Source organism: Luteolibacter flavescens, assembly GCF_025950085.1.
GTDB classification, from domain to species: Bacteria; Verrucomicrobiota; Verrucomicrobiia; order Verrucomicrobiales; family Akkermansiaceae; genus Haloferula; species Haloferula flavescens.
Genome location: NZ_JAPDDS010000009.1, coordinates 13,752 through 36,519 on the forward strand (window position 1 = coordinate 13,752; position 22,768 = coordinate 36,519).

The following is a 22,768-nucleotide window of genomic DNA, read 5'->3' on the forward strand; positions in this document are numbered from 1 at the left end:
GGAAGCCGCTGCCACTCTTCCCCCTCACGCCCGCACCACGACCAGAAACGGTGCCGGCTTCAGCGTGTCCAACCGCCGGAAAATCTCCGCGCTGCGTTTCTCCGCCCACGCCACGACCGCGGCGCTCTCTTCATCCCCACCCGCATGCCCGGGATAGCATACCACCGTCAGGATGCCGCCCGGCCTCAGGAGCCCCAGCGCGCCCTCCAGCGCCTGCAGGGTCTCATCCGTCCGCGTGATCACCGCGTGATCCGCGCCAGGCAGGTAGCCGAGATTGAACATCACCGCTCCCACGCTGCCCGCCGCCGCATGGTCGGCGATGCGGCCATGAGATCCGTGGACCAACTCCACGCGATCTAACAGCTCCTCCGCCGCCAGTCGCTCCCGCGTCGAAGCGATCGCCTGCTCCTGCACGTCGAACGCGATCACCTTTCCCGCCGCCCCGACGAGCTTCGCCAGGAAGACCGTGTCGTGACCGTTCCCCGCCGTTGCATCCACTGCCGCATCGCCCTCGCGCAGGACCGCCGCGATCTCGCGATGCGCGCGTGCAGTGGGGCGTTCGTGGGTGTTCATGGTGCCGTTCGTCATTCCCTCCTTCTCCTTCATCTGCAAGGACGAAGGCCCGGAGTTTTTGTTTTGAGGCAGGGAATGAGGGAGGTTATGATACAGGTGAATGAGTCAGACAGTCACGATCCGTCTTTCCGACGAACTGGCCGAGTGGCTGGAAGAATCCGCCGCTCGCTCCGGGGTATCGCAGGCGGAGGTCATCCGGGACCAGCTTGAGAAAGCCCGGGCAGGTGCCGCGCAAAAGCCCTTCATGCGCCTTGCCGGATCATTGGACGGGGAGCCGGACCTGTCGCAGCGCAAGGGATTCACGCGGCCGTCTCAGGGATGAAGGGCATCGCGGACACCGGCTTGCTCGTTGCGTTCGCGAACAGGAGTGACGCCTATCATTCGTGGGCGGTCGGCATTGCCGAGCAGGTGACCGAGCCTTTGCTGACATGCGAGGCCGTGCTGGCCGAGACGGCATTTCACCTGCGTAGCGTTTCCATCACCTTGGAGATGATTGCGGACGGCCTCATCACGTTGGCCTTCGACTGCGGGAGCAATCTACAGAGGCTGGAGGAACTGGCGAAAAGCTATTCAGATCTCCGTCCGGATCTTGCCGATCTCTGTCTCATCCGGATGAGCGAACTCTACCCGCGGCATTCAGTGATCACGGTCGATCGCACGGATTTCAGCATCTACCGGCGGAATACGAGGGAAGCGATTCCGCTCATTTGCCCGCCGGAGCAGTGAGGCTTTTTCCCTAGGTCTTCCGGCCAATGCCCCGGTGGTCTCTCGAAATGCCTTCCGGAGTTTTCCTTGGCTAGCACCACCTCGTCGCGGTTACCCTTCGCAGGATGAGTCGCGGCGAGCCCACCCCGGAACGAATGCGAGCATTGGAGGATGAATTCGAGATGGTATTCGTCTATAGCTCGCTCCGAAGGCAATGCGTCGATGCCTATCGGATGGCGGGGACACAGTGGATGGGGGAGGGCGAGATCGCTGGCGGGCTTTTCACCGTCGATGCGAGTCCGGCATGGCAGCGTGGACACTCCGGCATGTGGGTGAAGGGTGACCTTTTTCAGATCAGCCCGGACCATTTGCTCGATCTGGACTCCAGGGGAGAGGCGATAGAGAGGGCGATTGACGTGTCCGGGAAGTATCGCCGCGTGAGGGTAAAGGTCTACGGCATCGCACCCTCACGATATCTGGGAGACGCGTGGGCGTGGGAATGGACGGGATCGACAGAACGGGGTCATGCGATTGAATCGGGCGATTGGATCGATGCCGACCAACCGCCGCCGCCGTCGTCTTGGTATACCCATACGGCCGGCTTGCTGTTATTGGGATTCTTCGCGGCGTTCGTTGTCCTGCTCTCCGATCTTCACCCGTTTCATGGGACGCCGCTGCTGAAGGTGATATTGGGGCTTCTCACGATGGTGCCGATGATTGCGGGTATCATGGCTTACTGGGGAATTCGACGCCGGGAGATCGCCAAGAATTCTGCGCGATGGATTCTGGCCGCGTCTTTTGTGCTTTCGATCCCTATGACATGGGTCCTGGTGACAGAGATCTCGGCTTGGATCGCTTTTTGATCAGCCCCCCATTGCCGTCCCTACCTTTGCATACAGCTCCGTCTGCTTCGCGGACCACTCCACGAGGTCCGGGGCGAGCTTCACAGCACCGGGCTCGAAGATGGTGATGGTGGATGATCCTCCGAAGGCGAAGTAGCCCTTCTCCTCGCCCTTCGTCACCGGCTTGCCGGGCGTGAAGGTCTGGAGGATGGAGCCCACGCAGGTCGCGCCGATTTCCATCAGCAGCACGGTGCCCATGTCCGCTGTCTCCAGCTTCGTGATCGTGCGCTTGTTTTCCCACAGGTAGGCGAGGCGGCGGCGCAGCGCGATGGGGGAGACGGAGAAGAGCGGGCCATTGATCATCCGCGTCTCGCCGGGCGTGCCGGCGGCGGGGAAGTGAAAGCGGTGGTAGTCCACCGGGCACAGCCGCGAGAGCACCAGCGAGCCGTCCGCATAGCGCGCGGCGAGCGAATCGTCCCCTACCAATTTCCCTAGGTCGAAGCGCTGGCCTTTCACAAAGACACCCTCGATCTGGCTCGCCGTCTGGAAGCCCAGGTGACGCCCGTCCGCGGGGAAGACCACCTTGCTCTCCGCCACCGGCCGGGCCTCCGGCTTCAGCTTGCGGTAGAAGAACTCGTTGAAGGTCGCATAGCTGTCGGACGGATCGGCGAATTCCGATGGATCCAGGCCGTATTCCGCGATGAATGGCGCCACTTTCGCCTTCGTGGCGGGGTCGTCCATGCGCTTCCCATACCAGCGGGAGAAGCCCGCGCGCTTCACCATCAGGTGCAGCGGCAGCGCACCCAGAGGGTTCGCGTAGCTGAATTTCAGGAAGGCCTCGCCATAGACCTGCTCGGTCTCCATCTGGCCCGTGTGCCGGTTGAAATATCGGATAGCGCTCACTCCCGGCGACCGTAGGGGCGGCATGCCAATCACGGGAAGCGGAAAGACAGTGGCCGGAAAGCCCTTGCGCGTCGCACAGGCGGCGGTTATCGGCGGCGCGATGAAAATCCAGGCCCTCACTGCCTGCCTCGGGATCGCGCTCTTCCTGCCCGCGTGCAAGAAGCCTGCCGAGGTGACCGTCGATGAAGAACGTCCGCTCACCATGCGCGACGAGAAGGTAACGCTCGACGCCACGTCGAACGCTCGTTTCGGAGACCCCGGCGCTGCCGCCGGTCCCTTCGTCGCCGGACAGGTCCCGCAGGGATGGCTGGAGGCGCCGACGAATCAATTCCGCCTGCTGAACTACCGCTTCGGCGCGGGTGGCGAGGTCGCGGTCGGCCTTTCCTCCGGCGGCCTCACGGACAATATCAACCGCTGGCTCGGCCAATTCGGCCAGGAGCCGATCAACGACGGCGCGGTGGCGCAGCTTGAAAAGGGCACCATCTTCGGCATCGAGGGCGTGTGGGTGGAGGCCCAGGGCGACTATGCGCCGGGCATGGGCCAGTCGCAGAAGTCCGCGCAGGCGCTCTACGGCTTCATCGCTCAGGAGGCGGGCCGGGTGATCACGGTGAAAATGACCGGCCCCTCCGAAGAAGTTGCAGCGCAGAAAGAAGCGCTGAAAGTGTTTGTGGCCGCTCTCCAACGCCGGGAATAAGCTGCTCCTTCATCCCTCTTGAACGACTCCGCCTCTCCGGCCCGTAACCCGCAGCCCCGATGAACGATCCTGCCCGCAAGTCCATCCCCGCCCGCATCTACGACGTGCTGTCGGGTTTCGGCCTCGCGACCATCCTCCTCGTCATCCTGATGATCCAGACGTGGCTCGCCACGCTGGAGCAGGTCCACTACGGTCTGCACGCCACGCTGCAGAAGTACTTCGATATCCATCAATGGTACATCCTGCCGGATGCCGGTGTCTTCAGTGAGGGGCTGCTCGGCAAGCACCTGCCGCCTCTGCCCGGCGGCTACTGGGTGTGTGCCCTGCTCGCGCTGAATCTCACGCTCGGTGGCCTGGTCCGCATGCGGAAGGGTTGGAAGACGGCAGGCGTGCTCATGTCGCACTTCTCCATCGTCTTCATGATCATCGCCGGCGGTGTCGCACAGCTCAAGGAAGAGCGCGGCGTGATGATGCTCAGCGAGGAGCAGGACGGCCCGCTGCCGAAGACCGCGGACTACGCGAACTCCTTCACCGAGACCACCGTCGAGATCACCGAGATCAAGGACGGCAAGCCGGTCGGCCCCGTGCATTTCATCAAGGACGCCTACTACCTCGACCTCGGGCCGGGCGACGTGCGCAAGGTGAACCTGCCGAAGCTGCCCTTCGACATCGCACTCCAGGGCTACGTCCAGAATGCGAAGGCCATCTCCACCTCCAGCATGGCGCCGTCGCGCGGCGAGGTGGCCCTGGACGGTTGGTTCATTTTTTCCCAGGAGCCGAACAAGGAAACCGAGCTGGATTCGCCCGGTCTCCATGCGCGCATCATGCCGCGTGACGGCAGCAAGCCGCAGGACATGCTGCTCGTCGCCACCGGACCGGAGTCCTTTGGCCCGCGCGCACCTGTCACCGTGCGCTCCGGCGACCGCACCTTCACCGTGCGCCTCGACAAGCGCGTGTGGCCCGTGCCCTTCCAGGTCACGCTGGTGGATGCCCGCTCTGAGTATCACCCGAATACCTCGCGCCCGAAGCTTTTCGAAAGCGATGTGATCCGCACGCAGAACGGCCAGGAGACGAAGCACTTCATCGAGATGAACGAGCCGATGCGCCAGGGCGGCCTCACGCTCTACCAGCGCACGATGATGAACGGCCCCTCGGGTGCCGGGCAGGAGGCCACCATCTCGGGCTTCGAGGTCGTGCGGAATCCCTCCGACAAGTGGCCGGAGTGGAGCATCTACATCGCGAGCATCGGCCTCTGCGTTCACTTCATCACTAAGCTCGTGACCTTCCTGCGTCGCGGCAAATCCACCCCTGTCCCCCAAGCGTGACATGAAAAACAACATCATCGGACGTTGGGTCGTTTTCGTCCTCGGCATCGCAGCCGTCGGCTGGATCGCCGCCACCGCCCTGCGCGACAGCCTCGCCGAGGGCGAGCCGACGAAGGTCTCCGACTACGTGCCGTGGGAGGAGAAGACGCTGGATCTCGCATCGCTCCTGCCCGTGCAGGATGGCGGGCGCATCAAGCCGCTCGGCACCTACGCAGGCTTCAGCATGCTGAGCCTGCATGGCGCGCGGAAGATGGAGATCATCGGCAAGGATGGTGAGAAGGTCTCCATCAAGCCGCTCGCGTGGATGCTCGACTGCATGTTCCGCCCGGAGCTTGCCGACCAGCTCCCCACCTTCCGCGTGGACAATTCCGAGGTGCTCGACGCCGTCGGCATCAAGTCGAAGGGCCGCCGCGACCGCTACAGCTACAATGACCTCAAGCCGGGGCTCGATAAGCTGCGCGACCTCTCCGTGAACTACGAGCAGATCCAGAAGCAGGATCCGAAGCAGCTCCGCCCCGTCGAGTCGCAGACCCTCGCACTGGCCTACAACGTCCGCACCTACACCTTCCTCACCCAGTACCTCGACTTCGCGAGGAATGGCCTGCTGCCCGCCTCGGCCGCGAAGGACGGGAAGATCCTCCCCGTCAGCGAGGTCATGCAGGCAGCCCCGAAGATCCGCGCGGAGCTTCAGGCCACTTCCCATGGGCACGCCGCCTCCAGCGAGGTGCAGACCATCACCGTGCTCATCGAGCAGGCCGCGAATTCCGCGAAGTTCGGCCTCAATCTCTTCCCGCCGGCGAATGTGGACGATCCGCAGTGGCTCAGTGCCGGTGACCGCATCTTCCACATCTTCACCGGCCATACCCGCGAGCCGGAACAGTCGATCAAGGACATCAAGCTGCTGGAGGATGTCTGCCAGTCGCTGAAGGAGGGCCAGTCGGCCTTCCGCGAAAAGTTCACCGCCTGGGAAACCAGCATCGTCGAGCGTGCCGAGAAGCGCGGCGAGTACCGCTCCATCCCGCTCGAGGCCGACTACTTCAAGAAGAACTGGTTCATCTACGCGCTCGTCTGGTTCCTGCTCGCGACGGTCACTTCCGCGGTCATGTTCTTCGCCGGTCGCACGAAGGCGGGCCGCATCTCCTACTGGGCCACCGTCAGCTTCCTCGGCCTCGGCCTTGTGTACATGATCATCCCGATCGTGAAGCGCTCCATCATCATGCTGCGCCCGCCGGTGGGGAATCTCTACGACACCATCATCTTCATCGGTGCCTTCATCGTGCTCTTCGGCCTGTTGGTCGAGTGGATGACAAAGAAGCGCTTCGTGGTCGGCATCACGCCCATTGTCGCCGCGTTCCTCATCGTGCTCGCCCGCCGCTTCGAAGTGGGCGAGGGGAAGGATCACCTCGATCCGCTCGTCGCCGTGCTGCGGTCGAATTACTGGCTGACCATCCACGTCATCACCATCACGGTCGGCTACGCCGCCGGTCTCATCACCGCGCTGCTCTCCATCGTCTATGTGATGATGCGCTCGCTCGGGCTGGATGGCGGGGACGTCTCGCTCCGCCGCTCCATCACCCGCGCGGTCTATGGCTGCGTCTGCCTCACGCTCACGCTCTCGCTCATCGGCACCGTGCTCGGCGGCGTGTGGGCAAATGACTCGTGGGGCCGCTTCTGGGGCTGGGATCCGAAGGAAAACGGCGCGCTCATGATCGTGCTCTGGTCCCTCGCCATCCTGCATGCCCGCCTCGGCGGCTACATCAAGGACTGGGGTCTGCACCTCGCATCGATCTTCGGCGCCATGGTCGTCGGCTTCTCCTGGTGGCACGTGAATTTCCTCAACGTCGGCCTGCACAACTACGGCTTCTCCGCGGAGAAGATCTGGGCCGTGCGCGCCTTCTACGGCATCATGATGGGCTTCATCGTTTGGGGTGCCATTGCCTGCCTGCTGGAGCGCATGAACAAGACCGCCGCGAAGGACAAAGCGAACCGGGAAAAGGCCGAGGACGAGATGCCCGTCCCGCGCCACACCACCTTCTGAGCGGCATGCTCCTGGCGTGGCACCCGTGAAGGATTGCCGCGCCACGCCGCTTCATGGCGCTTGCGGTGCTGACAGCCCGTGGCATGTCACCTCGTATGGTGCCCATGTCGTTGTTCTGCCGGCTTCTCCTTTCCCTCGCGCTGGTCGCGCCGCTTGCCGCGGAGGACTTCGTGCCCTTCCAGCCCACACACGCGCGCCTCTTCCTCCGCGTGCCGGGAGATGCCGCACCGCTGAAGGACGCCCGCATCTCCTCCGGCGAATGCCTGCCCGGCAAATACGAGGACACGCCGGAGAAGCGCGAGCGCCTGACCGACGTGAACTTCCCCATCACCTGGTGGAAGTGGAAGCAGGTCACGCTGCAATTCACGCCCACGCATGACGGCAACATCGAGCTCGACCTGAATGGCCCATGGGCCGAGGCCCGGCCTGGCGTCCTCCGCCAGCAGGAGGTCCTGTGGGACGAGATCTCCGCGAAGGGAGCCACGCTCCGGAATGGCGGCTTTGAAGACATGGCCGATGGCAAGCCCGCCGGATGGGAGTCTCCGTGGCGTCCCTATCCCGCCGCGGACTCGTGGGCGCTCGCAGATCGCGAGCCGGTGGCTGGCAAGCACGTGGCCGCCTCGTGGCACGGCCGTCCGCTGGTGGGCAGGCTGGAGGTGAAGTCCGGCGTGCCCGTGACCGTCACGCTCCATGCCCGAGCCGCGACCGTCCCCGGCTTCAAGTCTCCCCGCATCCTCGGGCAGGACACCCCGGCCCACCGGGCGGCGGCGAAGCTGAAGCGGGGCGTGAATTTCGGAAACAGTTGGGAAGCCGAGCCCGGCACCTGGGGCATCAAGTACGATGCGCAGGATGTCGATCACGTCGCCGACCAGGGCTTCGATCACATCCGCGTGCCCGTCGCCTGGCACTTCCACATGGTGGATGGTGCGATCAAGCCGGAGCTGCTGGCCGAGCTGGAGCCGGTGCTGAAGCGCGCTCTGGATCGCAAGCTGACCGTGATCCTGAACTGGCATCACCACGACGCCCTCGTGAAGGATCCCGCCGCCCATCGCGCCGCATTCGCGAACGACTGGAAGACCATCGCCACGCACTACAAGGACTTGCCCGCGGGGCTCTACTTGGAGCTTCTCAACGAGCCGAATGGCGCGCTCGACCACGACACGCTCACTGCCGTTCATGCCGAGGCCATCGCCGCCATCCGCTCTGTCAGCCCGCAGCGCATCCTGCTCGCGAATCCCCCGCAGTGGGCGTCCGTGCCCGGGTTGGACCGCTATTTCCTGCCGGATGGCGACGACCGCATCATCACCAGCGTCCACAGCTACGAGCCCTTCCAATTCACCCACCAGCGTGCCGGCTGGGTGGGCTTCCAGGACCTCCGCGGCATCACCTATCCCGGCCCGCCCGCCTCGCCGGTGGCCGTGCCGGATTCGCTGAAGGACAATGCCAGCCTCGTCGCATGGATGGACGCCTACAATACCCGCAAGGGCGCGGACAATCCCTGCACCGCCGCCTCCTTCGAGGTGCTGCTCGATGACGCCGTGGCGTGGTCCCGGCACTTCGGACGCGCCATCCACATCGGGGAATTCGGCTGCTACAAGGAAGCCGACGCCGCCAGCCGTGCCCGCTACGTGCGCGACTTCCGCCTCGCTGCCGAGAAGCGCGGCATCCCGTGGACCATGTGGGACTGGAAGGCAGGCTTCGGCTACTGGGATGCCGAACAAAAAAGGCCTCTCCTGAGAGAGGCCCTTTTCGGGAAATGATGCGGGGCAGACCGCGCGCTCAATAAACGTCGCGCAGGTAGCGCTTGTCCTTCTTGAGCTGGGCGACCCAGGCGGCGGAGTCTTCCTTCGAGAGACCGCCGTGCTGCTCGGCGATGGTGTGCAGCGCGGCGTCCACGTCCTTCGCCATGCGCGAGGCATCGCCGCAGACGTAGAAGGCGGCACCGTCCTGGAACCACTTCCACAGCTCGGCACCCTGCTGCACCATCAGGTTCTGGACATACACCTTCTCCTTCTGGTCGCGGGACCAGGCGAGATCCAGCTTCTGGAGCGTGCCGTCCTTCTCGAAGGCGGTGAGCTCGTCGGCATAGAGGTAGTCGGTCTTGCTGTGGGGATTGCCGAAGAAAAGCCAGTTCCCGCCCTTCGCGCCGCTCACCTTGCGCTCCTCGAGGAAGGCGCGGAAGGGGGCGATGCCCGTGCCGGGGCCGACCATGATGACCGGCGTGTCGCCATTCGCAGGCAGGCGGAAGGCCTTGTTCACGTGGACGAAGACGCCCGGCTTCACGCCCTCCGCGCGGTCCGCGAGGAAGGTGGAGCAGATGCCGCCGCGCTTCCGGCCGCTGGATTCGTAGCGGACGATGCCCACGCAGAGGTGGACTTCGCCGGGGTGGGCATTCGGGCTGGAGGCGATCGAGTAGAGGCGCGGCTGGAGCTTCTTCAGCACTGCCACGAAGTCCTCCGCATCCGTGAAGTCTGCAGGGTGATCGATCACCAGGTCGATCAGGTCGCGGCCCCAGCAGAAGTCATCCCACGCCTTCTTGTCATCCGCCTGCACGAGCGAACGCAGGAAGGGCGAGCCGCTGCGGGCCTGCCACTTCTGGATCAGGGATTTGTTCAGCGTGCCGATGTCGTAGTTCGAGATCAGCGCGTCGCGCAGGCTCGCCTCGCCGCCGTCCGGCAGCGGCACGGAGACCTTCGTATTGAAAGGCAGCGCGGCGAGGATCTCGTCCACCACGGAGGGCGGATTCTTCGGGAAGACACCGAGCGCATCACCCACCTCGTAGCTGAGGCCGGAGCCTTCCAGCGAGAGCGCGAGGTGGTTCGTCTGCTTGTCGCCGGGGCCGTTCAGGTTGTAGTTCGTGAGGATGGGCGAGGGGAAGGGGTTCTTCTTCGAGTAGCCCGTGTCCGCTTGCTCCACCGTCGCGGCAGCGCCATTCGAGGTAACTGCACCCGCCGGGGCTAGCAGGCCGATGATGCCGTCCGACCACTCCTTGAAGGGACCGTCGTAGTCCACGTCGCTGTCGATCCGCTTGAAGAGACGCTTGCCGCCAAGTTGTTCCAGGCGGACGTCGAAGTCGATGCCGCACTTGCAGAAGTCCGGGTAGTTCGTGTCGCCCAGCGCGAGCACGGAGAATTGCACACCCTCCACGCGTGGCGCGGCATCGCTGAGGATCCAGTTATAAAGCTCCGCCGCATTGTCCGGCGGCTCGCCATCGCCATAGGTCGAGGTGATGATCAGCAGGTTCTTTTCCTGCGGCAGGCGTGCCTTGTCATAGGCGCCCATGTCGAAGACTTCCGGCTCGAAATTGCCCTTCTTCAGCGACTTCACCAGTTTCTTGGCGAGGCCTTCTGAGTTCCCGGTCTGGGAGCCCCAGAGAATGGTCACCGGGACGGCTGGGCCGGCCGGGGCGCTGGCAGTGGCACCGGCGGCGGCATTTGCCAGCAGGTTGGAAAGGAACTGGCCGAGCCACACACGCTGCTCGGCGGAAAAGGGGGCGTCTTCGGGGATCTGGATGAAAGAGGACATTGAGGCGGAAAGGCTCCCGGAGCCGGGGGCAGGGACCTTAGGGCGCGGGCGGACCCGTTCAAGCGCGTTTCATGCCACCGGGTTTAGTCCGGGATGCAGATTGCTACGTCGGAAAGTGAGGCCCGCTCATGGACAGCCTGCCGCGCGCCGGTGGCACTGGAAATAAGAAGCCCGGAGGGCGACGGGCGCACTCCGGGCTCATTGGGTTCGATCGTGGGTTCGATTGCAGGGTCCAGATTATTCGCCGGCCGGAGGAGCGGGCTTTTCGCCGCCGCCCTGGCCACCGCGTCCGCCTTCGCCACCCTGACCGCCGCGGCGGTTCGGGCGACCTTCACCGCCGGGGCCGCCTTGGCCACCCTGGCGACCACCCATGCCGATCATTTCCGGGATCTCCTCACCGGCTTCGCGGGCGGTCTTCACTTCCTCGGGGTCGAGGCGGTTGTTCTTGTTCGCGTCGTACTTCTCGAGCAGGGCCTTGCGCTTGGCCTGGACGTCCTCGCGGGCGGCCTTGGTCTCTTCCTCGCTCAGCTTGCCGTCCTTGTCGGTGTCGTACTTCTCGATGAATTTCTTGCGGGCTTCCTCGCGCTTGGCCTGCATGGCGGTGCGGGCGGCCTTGGCTTCCTCGTCGCTGAGCTTGCCGTCGCCATCCTTGTCGAATTCCTTGAGGATCTCCGGCGAGGTCATGCGGTTTGCACCGCCACCACCGCGGCGCTCGCGCTGGCCGCGCTCGGGAGCGGGCTCTTGGGCTTGGACGGCCAGGGTGCCGGCGAGTGCCAGGGCGATCATGGTCAGGGTCGTGTTCATTGTATCGGTATCGGTTGCTTGGTTGGTTTCTTGGGGTTTGACGGGTTGGCCATCCGTTGTTGAGCGGGAAAACCCGGGCATCCGGGCAAGGTTGCGGCGCGGAATGAAATTGCTTCACGCGTCCGGGGCGGTTTGGATGCGCGCGGATGCCTAGTCCGTCGCCCGACAATTCCAAACGAACGACCTTCCTGCGTCGCAGTGCCAGCACGCTGGGACTGTGGGCGGTGGTGGCCGCCGCCCTCGCCAGTCGCCAGGCGTGGGCCTACGTCGGCCTCGTCGGCGTGCTCACCGTCATCGCCACGCTGGAGTACTTCCGCATGCTGAAGGCCGGTGGCGTGAAGTGCTTCCCGCGCTACGGCATGCTGCTCGCGGTGGCTTACTCGGGCACCCTCTACTGGATGCTGCTCGTCAATGGTCAGGCACCGAATGGCGGCCTGGGGTCGGCCATGGATCTCTCGCCCGCGGCGAGCCATCGGATCGCCACCCTGCCGGAGTGGTTCGACGGTGCCGCCATCTTCGCCGCGCTCGCAGGCTCCTTCTTCCTGCAGCTCCGCTACCCGATCCGCGGTCTGGAAGCGATGCAGACTGTCGCGTCGAACCTGCTCGGCTTCGTCTATCTCGCCTTCCTCTTCAATTTCGCCGCGCGGCTCGTCTTCCTCGTCCCCGGCGAGGGACAGGTCCCGGGAGCCATGGTGCTGCTGTGGATGATCGCCGTGACAAAATTCACCGACATGGGCGCCTACATCGTCGGCTCCATGATCGGCAAGCACAAGATGATCCCCCACGTGAGCCCCGGCAAGACGTGGCAGGGCTTCGGCGGCGCGATCTTCTTCGCCCTGCTCGCCGGTTGCGGACTCTACGCGCTTTTCAAGGAAGACATGCCGAGCTTCGCCACCGGCCTCCACGTGCTCGGCGGATGGCCGCACGTCATCGTTCTCAGCATCGTGCTCTGCCTGCTCGCCGTCGTCGGGGACCTCGCCGAGAGCGTGGTGAAACGCAGCCTGAATGTGAAGGACTCCGGCCAGATGCTGCCGGGCATCGGCGGCGCGCTCGATCTCATCGACAGCCTCTGCTTCACCGCGCCCGTGCTTTATTTCTATCTCAAATGGATGACGCCCTGAACGCCGCGCCGGCACGCAAGAAAGTCGTCCTGCTCGGTTCCACCGGATCGATCGGACGCTCCACGCTGGAAGTCGCCAGGCTGCTGCCGGAGCGCATCGAGCTCGTGGGCCTCGCGGCAAATGGCAGCGTGGACGCCCTCGCCGCCCAGGTGCGCGAGACCGGCGTGAAGCGCGTGGCCCTCTGCGACACCACGAAGGTGGCCGCGCTGCGTGCGCTGGTGCCCGCCGACGTGACCATCCTCGCCGGACCCGAGGGCCTCGCGGAACTCGCCTCGATGGAAGAAGCGGATACCGTGCTCATCGCCATCGTCGGCACCGCCGGGCTCCAGCCCGCGCTCGCCGCTATTGAGGCGGGCAAGCACCTCGCCGTCGCCTCGAAGGAAATCCTCGTCATGGCAGGCGAGATCGTCACCGCCGCCGCCGAGGCGAAGGGCGTGAAGCTCCTGCCCGTGGACAGCGAGCACAATGCGATCTTCCAGTGCCTCGACGGACACCGCGGCGGGGAAAAGGAGGTCTCGCGCCTCATTCTAACAGCCTCCGGCGGACCCTTCCGTACCTGGCCTGCCGACCGCCTCGCCGACGTCACCCTCGCCCAGGCGCTGAAGCACCCGACTTGGGAAATGGGCCGCAAGATCACCATCGACTCCGCCACGCTCTTCAACAAGGGGCTGGAAATGATCGAGGCCCGCTGGCTCTTCGGCATCGGCATGGAGCGCATCGACGTGGTCGTGCATCCGCAGAGTATCGTCCACTCCATGGTCGAGTTCATCGACGGCTCCGTGCTCGCGCAGATGAGCAAGACGGACATGTGCTTCCCCATCCAGTATGCGCTCACCTGGCCGGAGCGCGTGGCGGGCGGCCTGCAACCGCTCGATTTCGGCAAGCTCGCGAAGCTCGACTTCGAGGAACCTCGGCATGCGGACTTCCCCGCGCTGGGCCTGGCCCGGCAGGCCGGCCTCACCGGCGGCACCCTGCCCGCGGTCTTCAATGCCGCGAACGAGATCGCCGTGGATGCCTTCATCGACGGGAAGATCGGCTTCACGGATATCTGGCGCGTTGTGGGTGAGACCATGCATTCCCATCACACGGCCCCGGCCTCCTCGCTCGAGGCGGTCATCGAGGCCGACGCCTGGGCACGGCGGACGGCTTCGTCCTTTGCAGGCGTGGCGGAGCTTTCCTTGTAGGGGTTCGTAGCGGCTCCTTCTTCGTAGTAACAGTGTTAAGCTGCAACTTCGTTTTTGAGGAAATCGGCCATGATGGAATTGAGGTGGACCAGCAGCTTGCGCGTGATCGCGGTGATCGCCACCTTGAACGGTTTTCCCGCCTTCCTCAGCTTCCGGTAGGCGGGCGCGAGCACCTTGTTGAATTTCGCCGCCGAGAGGCCCGCCATGTGCAACGTGCTGCGGATCCTCGCCCGTCCTCCCTGGATGAACCGCTTGCCCTGCTTGTTGCCGCTGTCGCGGTCGAAGGGGGCAAGGCCTGCAAGCGCGGCGATTTCACGGCGGTTGAGCGTGCCGAGTTCGGGCATGAAGGCCAGCAGCACCCGGCTGCTCTGATGGCTGACGCCGGTGACCTGGCGCAACAAGGCATCGGCCTTCGAGAGCAAGGGATCGGCAGCGATCACCGCAGCGGCCGCCTTGTCGATGGCCGCGATGTCTTTCTCCAGGCGGGCGATGCGGGCCTTGGCGAGCTTGAGGACCACCGGATGGGCGTGATGCTCATGGCGGCTGTTCTCGCGGCCGAGTGCGTCGATCAATTCACCGCGGGCCCGCATCAGGGACTCGAGTTCCTTGCGCGACCGCTCCTTTGGCATGGCGGGCTGGGGACCGGTCTGGTTGCCGAAGCGGGACAGCAGGGCGGCATCGACGGGGTCGTTCTTGGCGTGGAGTCCCAGGGCCTTGGCGAAGTGCCGGGGACGTTGCGGCGGCACGATGCAGATGGGCACGCCTGCCTTGAAGGAGGCGGTGGCGAGGAGCTGCTCGTAACCGGCGGTGGCCTCGCAGACGAGGCGGACGTGGGGCGCGCATTTCGTGGCGGCGCGCAGCAGAACGACTGCGTCGTTCTGGTTGGGTGCGGCCCGCCCATCCCTCCACGCCGCCTCCCACCCTCGCTGCCATCGCCGTCCCAATCTCCGAGGCGTCAGGGCAAATCCAAGCGGCGCTCTCGCTTCACCCCGCGCCCCGCCGGAAGGGCGCAGCCCATCCGCTACATTTCGTAGCAGAGCGACTGCGTCGTTCTGGCTGGGTGCGGACCGCCCATCCCTCCACGCCGCCGTCGCCGTCCCAATCACCGAGCCGTCAGGGCGGATCCGAGCGTCGCCCTCGCTTCACCCCTCGCCCCACCGGAAGGGCGCAGCCCATCCGCTACGCGAGTTATCATGGCAGAGCCCGTCCGCTCCGCATTTGACGCGCGGGGCCGCATTGTTTCCCATCCCACGCATGCCGACATCGGAGCCGGAGAAGAAAAAGGGAAGCGGAAAGGACGGACTCGCCTGGGTGCTCGGCTACCTGCGGCCACACCGGAAGATCTTCATCCCTTCCGTCATCGCGCTCTTCGTCACCGCCGCGCTCTCGCTGGCCTTCCCGCTTTTCCTGAAGGACCTCATCGGCGATCCCGCGGACTCCTGGAAAAACGGCCTCGATGCCGCCGCCACCCGCGCGAAGGCCGACGAAACGATCCTCCTCCTACTCGGGGTGCTGGCCGTGCAATCCTTCATCGCCTACTGGCGCGTGAAGGGCTTCACCCGCTCCGGCGAGGCCGCGCTGAATGACCTGCGCCGCAATCTCTTCGGCCACCTGATGAAGCTACCCGTGCCCTTCTTCCAGGACCAGCGCGCCGGCTCCGTGAGCAATCGCGTGTCCGCCGACCTCGGCACCGTGCGCGAGACGCTGCTCACCACGTTGCCCCAGGCCGCGCGGCACACCGTCATCCTCGTCGGCAGCCTCGTCGCCGTCTTCTTCTTCTCGTGGAAGCTCTCGCTGGTGATGCTCGCCAGTGTGCCCGTGGTGGTGCTGGCCGTGGCCATCTCCGGCCGACGCGTCCGGCAGCATTCGCGCGATGCCCAGGAGGCGCTCGCCGAGTCCGGCATGGTCATGGAAGAGAGCGTGCAGGGCATCGCCGACGTGAAGGCATTCTCGAACGAGCCCTACGAACTGTCCCGCTACAATCGCTCGCTGGACCGCTTCTTTGACGTCACGCTGAAGGGTGCGAAGACCCGTGCCGCCTTCCTTTCCTTCATCATTTTCGCCATGTTCGGCACCATCGCCGGTGTCGCGTGGTTCGGCTCGCACATGCTGGCCAGCGGTGAGATCTCGCAGCGGGATTTCATGGCCTTCATCCTCTTCAGCGTCTTCGTCGGTGCGTCGCTGGGTTCCATGCCCGAGATCATCTCGCAGGTGCAGGCCATGTCCGGCGCGACCGAGCGCCTGCGCGAGCTGATGGCGGAGAAGCCGGAGCTGACCGGCACCCGCGCGGCGGCCAGGCTGGACGGCGGCGTCGCCTTCGATGGCGTGAGCTTCCGCTACCCCTCGCGCCCGGAGGCCCCGGTGCTGCACGATCTTTCCTTCACCGTTGCGCCGGGCAGACGCATCGCGCTCGTCGGCCCGTCTGGCGCGGGGAAGTCCACCGTCTTCTCGCTCATCCTCGGCTTCCACCGCCCGGAGAGCGGCCGCGTGCTTTTCGACGGAGCGGATGCCGCGGAGTTGGAGCTTTCCTCGCTGCGCAAGCAGATCGCCGTGGTGCCGCAGGAGGTGATGCTCTTCGGCGGCTCCATCCGTGAGAATATCGAGTACGGTCGTCCCGGTGCCAGCGCGTCCGATATCGAGAATGCCGCCAAGCAGGCGAACGCCCACGCCTTCATCGAAGGCCTGCCGCAGGGCTACGACACGCTCGTCGGCCCGCGCGGCACGAAGCTCTCCGGCGGCCAGCGCCAGCGCATCGCCATCGCCCGCGCCATCCTAGCCGACCCGCGCATCCTCCTGCTGGACGAGGCCACCAGCGCGCTCGATACCGAGAGCGAGCGCCTCGTGAATGAAGCGCTCGAACGCCTCATGGCCGGCCGCACCAGCCTCGTCATCGCACACCGCCTCTCCACTGTCCGCCACGCCGACACCATCCTCGTGATGAATCACGGCCGCCTCGTCGAAAGCGGCACCCACGACGAACTCGTCGCCAAGCGCGGCACCTATCACCTGCTCGCGGAGACGCAGCTATTGTAAGGCGGGCTCCCTGCATGGCGCAGTCCTAAATGAGGCGTGTCGACATTCTGTCGACACGGAATGGTCGGCACGTCCACACGCCTCACGGGACTTCTGCTATGCTGAAATTTCAGCCTGTGAAAACTCCCGCTTGTTCCTCGTAAAGGGCTTCGTGAACAGAGCTTCCCGACTTTGCCTCCTTGTCGCCTTCGCTGCATTCGGATCAGCCGTCTCTTTCGCGGGAAACGGAGGAGAGTCCTTGGAGGAGCCTAAGATGCTTCTCCGGATGATCGAGGGGATGGAAAAGTCGGGTGAGGAGCAATTCATATCGAGGAAACCGCCGGGCGAAAACGACACCTATCACCTCCGGGCCATCGAGTATTTGGGATACGTCGAACGCGGAAAAGAAAGGTTCTTCATCGCGTCGGCCGGCTTCATTCGATCCTCTCCTTTCGGACGAGATACGCCTCCGGCCAGAGGGCATTCCTTCATGATCGTGTTTCGTCCGGACTTTACGATTGCCGCTTCCAGCCGGGTGGACATCTCGGGCTGCCGCATGGACGGCAACCGGTTGATAAAAGGGGATGAAGTGGTGGAGGATTTTGACTCGCGGGACATTCGCGTTCGCCATGGTGGCTACGCGATGCTGGGCGGGCTTCCCTATTTCTTTTCCGACAAGATCTCCGACGATCAGTGGCAGGACGACGAATTCATCGAACGTGAGGCCAAAGCGGAAGAAGCCCGGAAACGCAAGGCGGAAGAGGAAGCGCAAAAGCGCTAGGCCCACTGCCATGTCCGGTCCCACCATCCGGAATCCATTCACGCCAATGATATCCGACCGGCGTGGCCGAACCTCGCCCCAATCCCCTTCGCCCGTAGAAAATCCACCATTTCCTCCACTCGCCAGAGAGGCCGATTCCTGCATTCTTGCGCTCTTTTTTCACCTCCCTAGTCTCTCCCATCATCATGAAAACCTGGCACTATCACAGCGCTTCCGGCTCATCCGCCTCCACCTCCGAGGAAAACCTCGCCGAGCTCGCGGAGGGGGGCATCATCACCTCCCAGACGCTTGTCTGGACCGCAGGGATGGCCGGATGGGAGCCTGCCGCGAAGGTTCTGCCCGATCTCTTCGCCAGCCCCGGCATGCCGCCCGCGTTGCCCGCCGGTGGGCCTCCGCCGCTGCGTGGCAAGCGCTCCCACGAGATTGACTATGAGATCATCGGCGAGTCCATCCAGATGGTCGAGATCGAGCTCGATCCCGGCGAGACCGTCATCGCCGAGGCTGGCGCGATGAACTATATGGAAGACGGCATCGCTTTCGAGACGAAGATGGGCGACGGTTCCACGCCGAACGAAGGCTTCATGGGCAAGCTCATGGCCGTCGGCAAGCGCGCCCTCACCGGCGAGTCAATCTTCATGACCCACTTCACGAACCGCGGCGGCGGCAAGAAGCGCGTCACCTTTGCCGCGCCCTATCCCGGCACGGTCGTCCCCATCGATCTCTCGCAGCAGGGAGGCGAGCTGCTTTGCCAAAAGGACGCCTTCCTCTGTGCCGCCATGGGCACGCAACTCGGGATCGCTTTCAACAAGAAGCTCGGCGCCGGACTCTTCGGTGGGGAGGGCTTCATCCTCCAGCGCCTGAATGGCGATGGCATGGCCTTCATCCACGCAGGCGGCACTGTCGTGCGGAAGGAGCTGAAAGGCGAAAAGCTCTTCGTCGACACCGGCTGCCTCGTCGGCTTCACCAAGGGCATCGACTACGACATCCAGCGCTCCGGAAACCTGAAGTCCATGGTCTTCGGCGGCGAAGGTCTCTTCCTCGCCACGCTGCAGGGCCACGGCACCGTATGGCTCCAGAGCATGCCCTTCGCCCGCCTCGCCCAGCGCATCACCGGCATGTATGCCAGCGGCCGCGAGCAAGGCTCCGCCCTCGGCGGCCTGGGGAATCTCTTCGGCGATTGATCCGGCACGAGATGTAGCGGTAGCGGTACGACTTCGTCGTTCCGGCGGGGTGCGGTCCGCAGTGTGTCTCAAAGCGGCGATTCATCTTCCGGCTCCGCCCAGCCGGAAGGACGCAGTCCTTCCGCTACCAAAGGGGGGGTGGCCCGAAAAGTAGCGGGACGACTTCGTCGTTCCGGCGGGGTGCGGCCCGCAGCGTGTCTCAAAGCGGCGATCCATCTTCCGGCTCCGCCCAGCCGGAAGGACGCAGTCCTTCCGCTACCAAAGGGGGCGGCCCCGAAAAGTAGCGGGACAACTGCGTCGTTCCGGCGGGGAGCGGTCCGCAGCGTGCCTCAAAGCGGCGATCCATCTTTTGGCTCCGCCCAGCCGGAAGGACGCAGTCCTTCCGCTACCAGACGTGGCCCGGAAAGGGTCAGGCCGGCTGCTGCTGAGAGATGCAGTGCAGCGTCCCTCCCTCCTCCACCAGGTCCAGGCAGTCGATGCCCATGACCGTGCGGTCCGGGAAGAGCTCGCGGATCTGGCCGAGAGCCATGTCGTCATTCCGGCTCTGGCGGAAGGTGGGGACCAGCACGCCGCCATTCACGATCAGGAAATTGACGTACGACGCGGGTAGTACCGGCAGCCGCCAGCCGGGCACTTCGCAGGCCTCCGGCAAATTGATGTGCACCACTTCGAAGGACCGGCCGTCAGGGCGGGTGAATGACTTCAGGCGGTCGAAATTCTCCTCCAGCACCGCGCGGTTCGGCGAGCTGCGGTCCTTCTCCAGGCACGCCAGGATCGTGGTGTCATCGGTGAAGCGCGCCAGGTCGTCGATGTGGCCGTCCGTGTCGTCGCCCTCGATGCCCTGCCGCAACCACAGGATGTCCCGCACGCCGAGGGTGTCGCGGAGCTTTTGCTCGATGTCCTCGCGCGAGAGGTGCGGGTTCCGGTTCGGATTCAGCAGCACCGCCTCGGTGGTGAGCAGTTGGCCCAGGCCGTTGATCTCGATGGCCCCGCCTTCCAAGATCATGCCGCCGTCGAAGCGCTTCAGGCCGAGTGCCTCCGCCACGCGGCGCGGGATCGCATCGTCCAGATCGTACGGGGGGAATTTCCCGCCCCACGCGTTGAAGCCCCAGTCGCTCACCGCTAGCTCGCCGGTCTCGCGATGCTTCACGAAGATCGGCCCGTGGTCCCGGCACCACACGTCATTGTGCGGATGGTCGAAGAGTTCCACGCGCTCCGGCACGGCCCGCGCGCGGTTGCACGCCTCGCGGATCATCGCGTGGTCCGCGCCCGGGGCATTGATCCGCACCGTCTCGAAAAGGCTGATCCCCGCGGCGATCTCCGCGAACTTGTCGCGCATCAGCGTGTGCTTCGCCCCGCCCCAGTGGCGCTCGTCATTCACCGGCCACGACAGCCATACGGCCGTCTGGGGGGACCATTCAGGGGGCATTGCATAGCCGAGCGCGGCGGGAGTCATGCGAGGGACTTAGAATGGCGAATGCCGGACGTCCAATCAATGATCGAGACAAAGGCGCTCGCCGCCTCCCTGGATCGCGGCTAACAACTCCACATGGACTCCACCCGCAGCATCCGCGCACGCACGGTCCTCGAGGGACTTTCGGTCGGGGATGCCTTTGGTGAGATGATGGCTTACGGCCACTCGGGGGTCAGAGGCCGGGTGGCTCTCGGTGTTCCGGCCGGGCCGTGGTGGTGGACGGACGACACCGCCATGGCGCTCGGTATTGAGGAGTGCCTGCACCGCTGCGGCGCGATTGAGGAGGAGATGCTGGCGTGGATTTTCGCCCGCAATTTCAAGCACGACCCGGACCGCGGGTATGGAAAGATGGCAGCGATCATTCTCCGGCAGATCGGGGCAGGGGAGTTGTGGGAAAGCGCCTCGCGGTCGGCATTCAGCGGAGGCTCCATGGGGAATGGTGCGGCCATGCGCGTCGCACCTCTCGGTGCATGGTTCGCGGATGACCTCGACCGGGTGGTAGCCGAGGCGATGAAGTCGGCGCGTGTCACCCATTGGCATCCGGAGGGCATTGCCGGGGCCATCGCGGTTGCAGTCGCCACGGCGTGCGCCTGGCAAACGAGGGAGATCGAGCATGCCGAGGCGAGAAAGGTCATCACGGAAGCAGTCCTTCGACTCACTCCCCCCGGCGATACGCGGGAAGGGCTCGTAGCTGCAGTCTCGCTGGAGCCCCGCCTTTCTCCCGATGTCGCCGGGCGTCGGCTGGGAAATGGCTCGCTCGTCACGGCTCCCGATACCGTGCCCTTCGTGATCTGGTCGGCGCTTCGTTCGCTCGATGATTTTCAGGAAGCGGTCATCGCTACGGTGGAGGCAGGAGGTGACTGCGACACGAATGCCGCGATGGTCGGAGGCATCGTCGCTGCCCGGTTAGGCGCATCCGGAGTGCCTCCCGAGTGGATCGCTTCGAGGGAAGCCCTACCGCCGGTGGATGGGGTGCAGGTGCCCGGTCAAGCATTGCGAGATTAGTTGGTGATTTCGTCGTATTTGTGAGGTTATGTGGGGAAATTCGTTCTTACAGTGACGTAGTTCGCGCTCATGAAGAGACGCGGATTTCTCGGGACTGTGACGGGCGGGGCGTTGGCCGAGGCGGCTGTCGTGACCTCAGCGCAGGAAAAGTCCGCCCCATCCGCAGGCGGCCCGCTGATGAAAACTCCTGCAGTCATCATGGCCCCGCACCCGGAGCATTGATCCGCACCGTCTCGAAAAGGCTGATCCCCGCGGCGATCTCCGCGAATTTTTCGCGCATCAGCGTGTGCTTCGCCCCGCCCCAGTGGAGCTCGTCATTCACCGGCCACGACAGCCATACGGCCGTATGGGGGACCATTCAGGAGGCATCCCATAGCCGAGCGCGGCGGGAGTCCTGGGAGGGATTCTGAACGGCGAAAAACTTTCGTCCAATCCTGATCGATCCTACGAGAGGATTGCGTAAGGCATCGGCGTGAAAACGATCTTCGCGTGTATCGCGGTTCTGGGGATTCAAGGAGGCAAGGCGGGGGAGATTGTTGGAATCGTGTGGCAAACGCCGCAGGAGGTGCTGGCGGCAATCGACCCTGGCAAAACGCCTGATACGCCGACGGTCTGGCATTCGCCGCGCGGACCGGTGGTGATGCATGGCGATCTCTTTGGCGATGGCAGACACTTGGCCCTCGTGGGAACGGAAGGGACGTCCTGGGCCATCGCGAAGGACGGCGCGTGGGAGATGGCGGGAGGACTCGATGTCCCGCCAGCATGGGTGCCGCCGGGAAAAACGACTCAGGATCCGGAATACGGGCAATACTACCGCTGCAAGCCGCCTCAGGTTCCCTTTGTCCTCAAGGATCTCGATGGAGATCGTATCCCCGAAGTGCTGGTCGCTTTCAGCAACGACGGCTTCAGCACCGGATACGCCGTGGCCCGGAGGAAAGACTCCGGCATCGAACTGACGAGCATCTCCTCCCAACGTGGTGAGCCGGAGTGGATCGGCGGTTACCTCGTTGTCACCACGTCGTTTTGGGGCGGGAGGTGGTCCGGATTCGGCAATACCTATTACAAGTGGAAGGGGGACACCGCGGTGAAGATGGCGGAATGGCTCGAACTCGGAGGGGCTGATAAACCTGAACGGACGATCGCCGTGCGGCACCGGGATGACGGAAAGGGCCAGGCCTTTGAAATCGTTGAAGAAGGCAATGGTTCTTGGAACGTGCGGACCTGTGTCTTGAAGGGCACCGACGAGACAGAGGATGAGAAGGACTTCGCGAGAATCCGCCTCACGCCCATCCCGGAAAAGCCGGGGCATGAACTCCAGTGGAACGCGGCACCCGCGAATGATGCGTTGGTTTTTGAACTCATCACTGGCATCCCCGGCGAGGTGATGAAGTTCCCCTATGGCAAAGACGAGAACTACGACTTCCGCACCGCCGTCGCATCGATCCGTCTGGAGGTAGAAGGAAGCGAGGAGGCGAAGGCGATCCTGAAACGAGTCTCCAGATAACAGGGGCTTTGAGAACCCACGCGGCGATGTCCAAGCTTTCGCCTAGTTGACGATTTTGTCATATTTGTGAGGTTTTGTAGTGAAATGCGTCCTTCGG

General features: G+C 64.5%; 21 protein-coding genes and 1 pseudogene. 15 read left to right on the plus strand and 7 right to left on the minus strand.

Annotated elements, in window-relative coordinates:
- Positions 1–24: 24 nt before the first annotated feature.
- The gene (gene mnmM / locus OKA04_RS15890) at positions 25–573 is read right to left on the minus strand and encodes a tRNA 5-(aminomethyl)-2-thiouridylate-methyltransferase MnmM (RefSeq protein WP_264502174.1); all 549 of its coding nucleotides are present in this window, start codon (positions 571–573) and stop codon (positions 25–27) included.
- Between the two features lie 100 nt (positions 574–673).
- Between mnmM and OKA04_RS15895 the strand changes: the two genes are divergently transcribed.
- The 3 genes from OKA04_RS15895 to OKA04_RS15905 all read left to right on the plus strand — a co-directional run bounded on the left by OKA04_RS15895 (position 674) and on the right by OKA04_RS15905 (position 2,141).
- Positions 674–895: a ribbon-helix-helix domain-containing protein gene (locus tag OKA04_RS15895; RefSeq protein WP_264502175.1), complete on the plus strand. Its 222-nt coding sequence runs from the start codon at positions 674–676 to the stop codon at positions 893–895.
- Complete coding sequence (locus OKA04_RS15900; protein WP_264502176.1) at positions 892–1,299, plus strand: type II toxin-antitoxin system VapC family toxin; 408 nt, start codon at positions 892–894, stop codon at positions 1,297–1,299. The genes OKA04_RS15895 and OKA04_RS15900 overlap by 4 nt, the downstream gene beginning before the upstream one ends.
- A 104-nt stretch (positions 1,300–1,403) precedes the next feature.
- Complete coding sequence (locus OKA04_RS15905) at positions 1,404–2,141, plus strand: gamma-glutamylcyclotransferase family protein (RefSeq protein ID WP_264502177.1); 738 nt, start codon at positions 1,404–1,406, stop codon at positions 2,139–2,141.
- Here the strand turns inward: OKA04_RS15905 and OKA04_RS15910 are convergent, their stop codons facing one another.
- Entirely contained in the window at positions 2,142–3,023 is an 882-nt protein-coding gene (locus OKA04_RS15910; protein ID WP_264502178.1) for a phosphatidylserine decarboxylase, read from the minus strand. It lies immediately after the preceding gene.
- A gap of 100 nt (positions 3,024–3,123) precedes the next feature.
- On the opposite strand from OKA04_RS15910, the gene OKA04_RS15915 reads away from it, so the two are divergent.
- The 4 genes from OKA04_RS15915 (at position 3,124) to OKA04_RS15930 (ending at position 8,840) form a co-directional block, all read left to right on the plus strand.
- The gene (locus tag OKA04_RS15915; protein ID WP_264502179.1) at positions 3,124–3,717 is read left to right on the plus strand and encodes a hypothetical protein; all 594 of its coding nucleotides are present in this window, start codon (positions 3,124–3,126) and stop codon (positions 3,715–3,717) included.
- A 59-nt stretch (positions 3,718–3,776) separates the two neighbouring features.
- Positions 3,777–5,042, plus strand: coding sequence for a cytochrome c biogenesis ResB family protein (locus tag OKA04_RS15920; protein WP_264502180.1), 1,266 nt, complete (start codon positions 3,777–3,779; stop codon positions 5,040–5,042).
- Between the two features lies 1 nt (position 5,043).
- The gene (gene ccsA, locus OKA04_RS15925) at positions 5,044–7,080 is read left to right on the plus strand and encodes a cytochrome c biogenesis protein CcsA (RefSeq protein WP_264502181.1); all 2,037 of its coding nucleotides are present in this window, start codon (positions 5,044–5,046) and stop codon (positions 7,078–7,080) included.
- A 104-nt stretch (positions 7,081–7,184) separates the two neighbouring features.
- Complete coding sequence (locus OKA04_RS15930; RefSeq protein WP_264502182.1) at positions 7,185–8,840, plus strand: glycoside hydrolase family 5 protein; 1,656 nt, start codon at positions 7,185–7,187, stop codon at positions 8,838–8,840.
- A 19-nt stretch (positions 8,841–8,859) separates the two neighbouring features.
- On the opposite strand, the gene OKA04_RS15935 is transcribed toward OKA04_RS15930, so the two are convergent.
- Together OKA04_RS15935 and OKA04_RS15940 are read right to left on the minus strand one after the other, a co-directional pair.
- Positions 8,860–10,605 carry a diflavin oxidoreductase gene (locus OKA04_RS15935; protein ID WP_264502183.1) on the minus strand — a complete coding sequence of 582 codons (1,746 nt, stop codon included), beginning with the start codon at positions 10,603–10,605 and terminating at the stop codon, positions 8,860–8,862.
- A 237-nt stretch (positions 10,606–10,842) separates the two neighbouring features.
- A complete protein-coding gene (locus tag OKA04_RS15940) occupies positions 10,843–11,409 on the minus strand; it encodes an EF-hand domain-containing protein (RefSeq protein ID WP_264502184.1) in 567 nt (188 codons plus the stop codon).
- 146 nt (positions 11,410–11,555) lie between these two features.
- On the opposite strand from OKA04_RS15940, the gene OKA04_RS15945 reads away from it, so the two are divergent.
- Both OKA04_RS15945 and OKA04_RS15950 read left to right on the plus strand, forming a co-directional pair.
- Positions 11,556–12,530, plus strand: a complete 975-nt coding sequence (locus OKA04_RS15945) for a phosphatidate cytidylyltransferase (protein WP_264502185.1) — start codon at positions 11,556–11,558, stop codon at positions 12,528–12,530.
- Positions 12,515–13,714, plus strand: a complete 1,200-nt coding sequence (locus OKA04_RS15950) for a 1-deoxy-D-xylulose-5-phosphate reductoisomerase (protein WP_264502186.1) — start codon at positions 12,515–12,517, stop codon at positions 13,712–13,714. Before OKA04_RS15945 ends, OKA04_RS15950 begins: the two co-directional genes overlap by 16 nt.
- A gap of 35 nt (positions 13,715–13,749) precedes the next feature.
- Here the strand turns inward: OKA04_RS15950 and OKA04_RS15955 are convergent, their stop codons facing one another.
- On the minus strand, positions 13,750–14,658 hold the full coding sequence (locus OKA04_RS15955; protein ID WP_264502187.1) for a transposase: 909 nt from the start codon (positions 14,656–14,658) through the stop codon (positions 13,750–13,752).
- A gap of 310 nt (positions 14,659–14,968) precedes the next feature.
- On the opposite strand from OKA04_RS15955, the gene OKA04_RS15960 reads away from it, so the two are divergent.
- The 4 genes and pseudogenes from OKA04_RS15960 to OKA04_RS15970 all read left to right on the plus strand — a co-directional run bounded on the left by OKA04_RS15960 (position 14,969) and on the right by OKA04_RS15970 (position 18,688).
- Positions 14,969–16,747 (plus strand): ABC transporter ATP-binding protein, encoded by a 1,779-nt coding sequence (locus OKA04_RS15960; protein ID WP_264502188.1) that lies wholly within the window; start codon positions 14,969–14,971, stop codon positions 16,745–16,747.
- 265 nt (positions 16,748–17,012) lie between these two features.
- The gene (locus OKA04_RS15965) at positions 17,013–17,507 is read left to right on the plus strand and encodes a hypothetical protein (protein ID WP_264502189.1); all 495 of its coding nucleotides are present in this window, start codon (positions 17,013–17,015) and stop codon (positions 17,505–17,507) included.
- Positions 17,508–17,692: 185 nt separating this feature from the next.
- Positions 17,693–17,830, plus strand: a pseudogene (locus OKA04_RS24655) (GYF domain-containing protein); the annotation flags it as partial.
- Between the two features lie 39 nt (positions 17,831–17,869).
- Complete coding sequence (locus tag OKA04_RS15970; RefSeq protein ID WP_343226896.1) at positions 17,870–18,688, plus strand: TIGR00266 family protein; 819 nt, start codon at positions 17,870–17,872, stop codon at positions 18,686–18,688.
- Positions 18,689–19,097: 409 nt separating this feature from the next.
- On the opposite strand, the gene OKA04_RS15975 is transcribed toward OKA04_RS15970, so the two are convergent.
- Positions 19,098–20,144, minus strand: a complete 1,047-nt coding sequence (locus OKA04_RS15975; RefSeq protein WP_264502191.1) for an agmatine deiminase family protein — start codon at positions 20,142–20,144, stop codon at positions 19,098–19,100.
- Positions 20,145–20,237: 93 nt separating this feature from the next.
- On the opposite strand from OKA04_RS15975, the gene OKA04_RS15980 reads away from it, so the two are divergent.
- Positions 20,238–21,167 carry an ADP-ribosylglycohydrolase family protein gene (locus OKA04_RS15980; RefSeq protein WP_264502192.1) on the plus strand — a complete coding sequence of 310 codons (930 nt, stop codon included), beginning with the start codon at positions 20,238–20,240 and terminating at the stop codon, positions 21,165–21,167.
- Positions 21,168–21,363: 196 nt separating this feature from the next.
- Here OKA04_RS15980 and OKA04_RS15985 read toward each other — a convergent pair whose 3' ends face one another.
- Positions 21,364–21,525: an agmatine deiminase family protein gene (locus OKA04_RS15985; RefSeq protein ID WP_264502193.1), complete on the minus strand. Its 162-nt coding sequence runs from the start codon at positions 21,523–21,525 to the stop codon at positions 21,364–21,366.
- Positions 21,526–21,639: 114 nt separating this feature from the next.
- Between OKA04_RS15985 and OKA04_RS15990 the strand changes: the two genes are divergently transcribed.
- Positions 21,640–22,671, plus strand: coding sequence for a hypothetical protein (locus OKA04_RS15990; RefSeq protein ID WP_264502194.1), 1,032 nt, complete (start codon positions 21,640–21,642; stop codon positions 22,669–22,671).
- Positions 22,672–22,768: the final 97 nt, after the last annotated feature.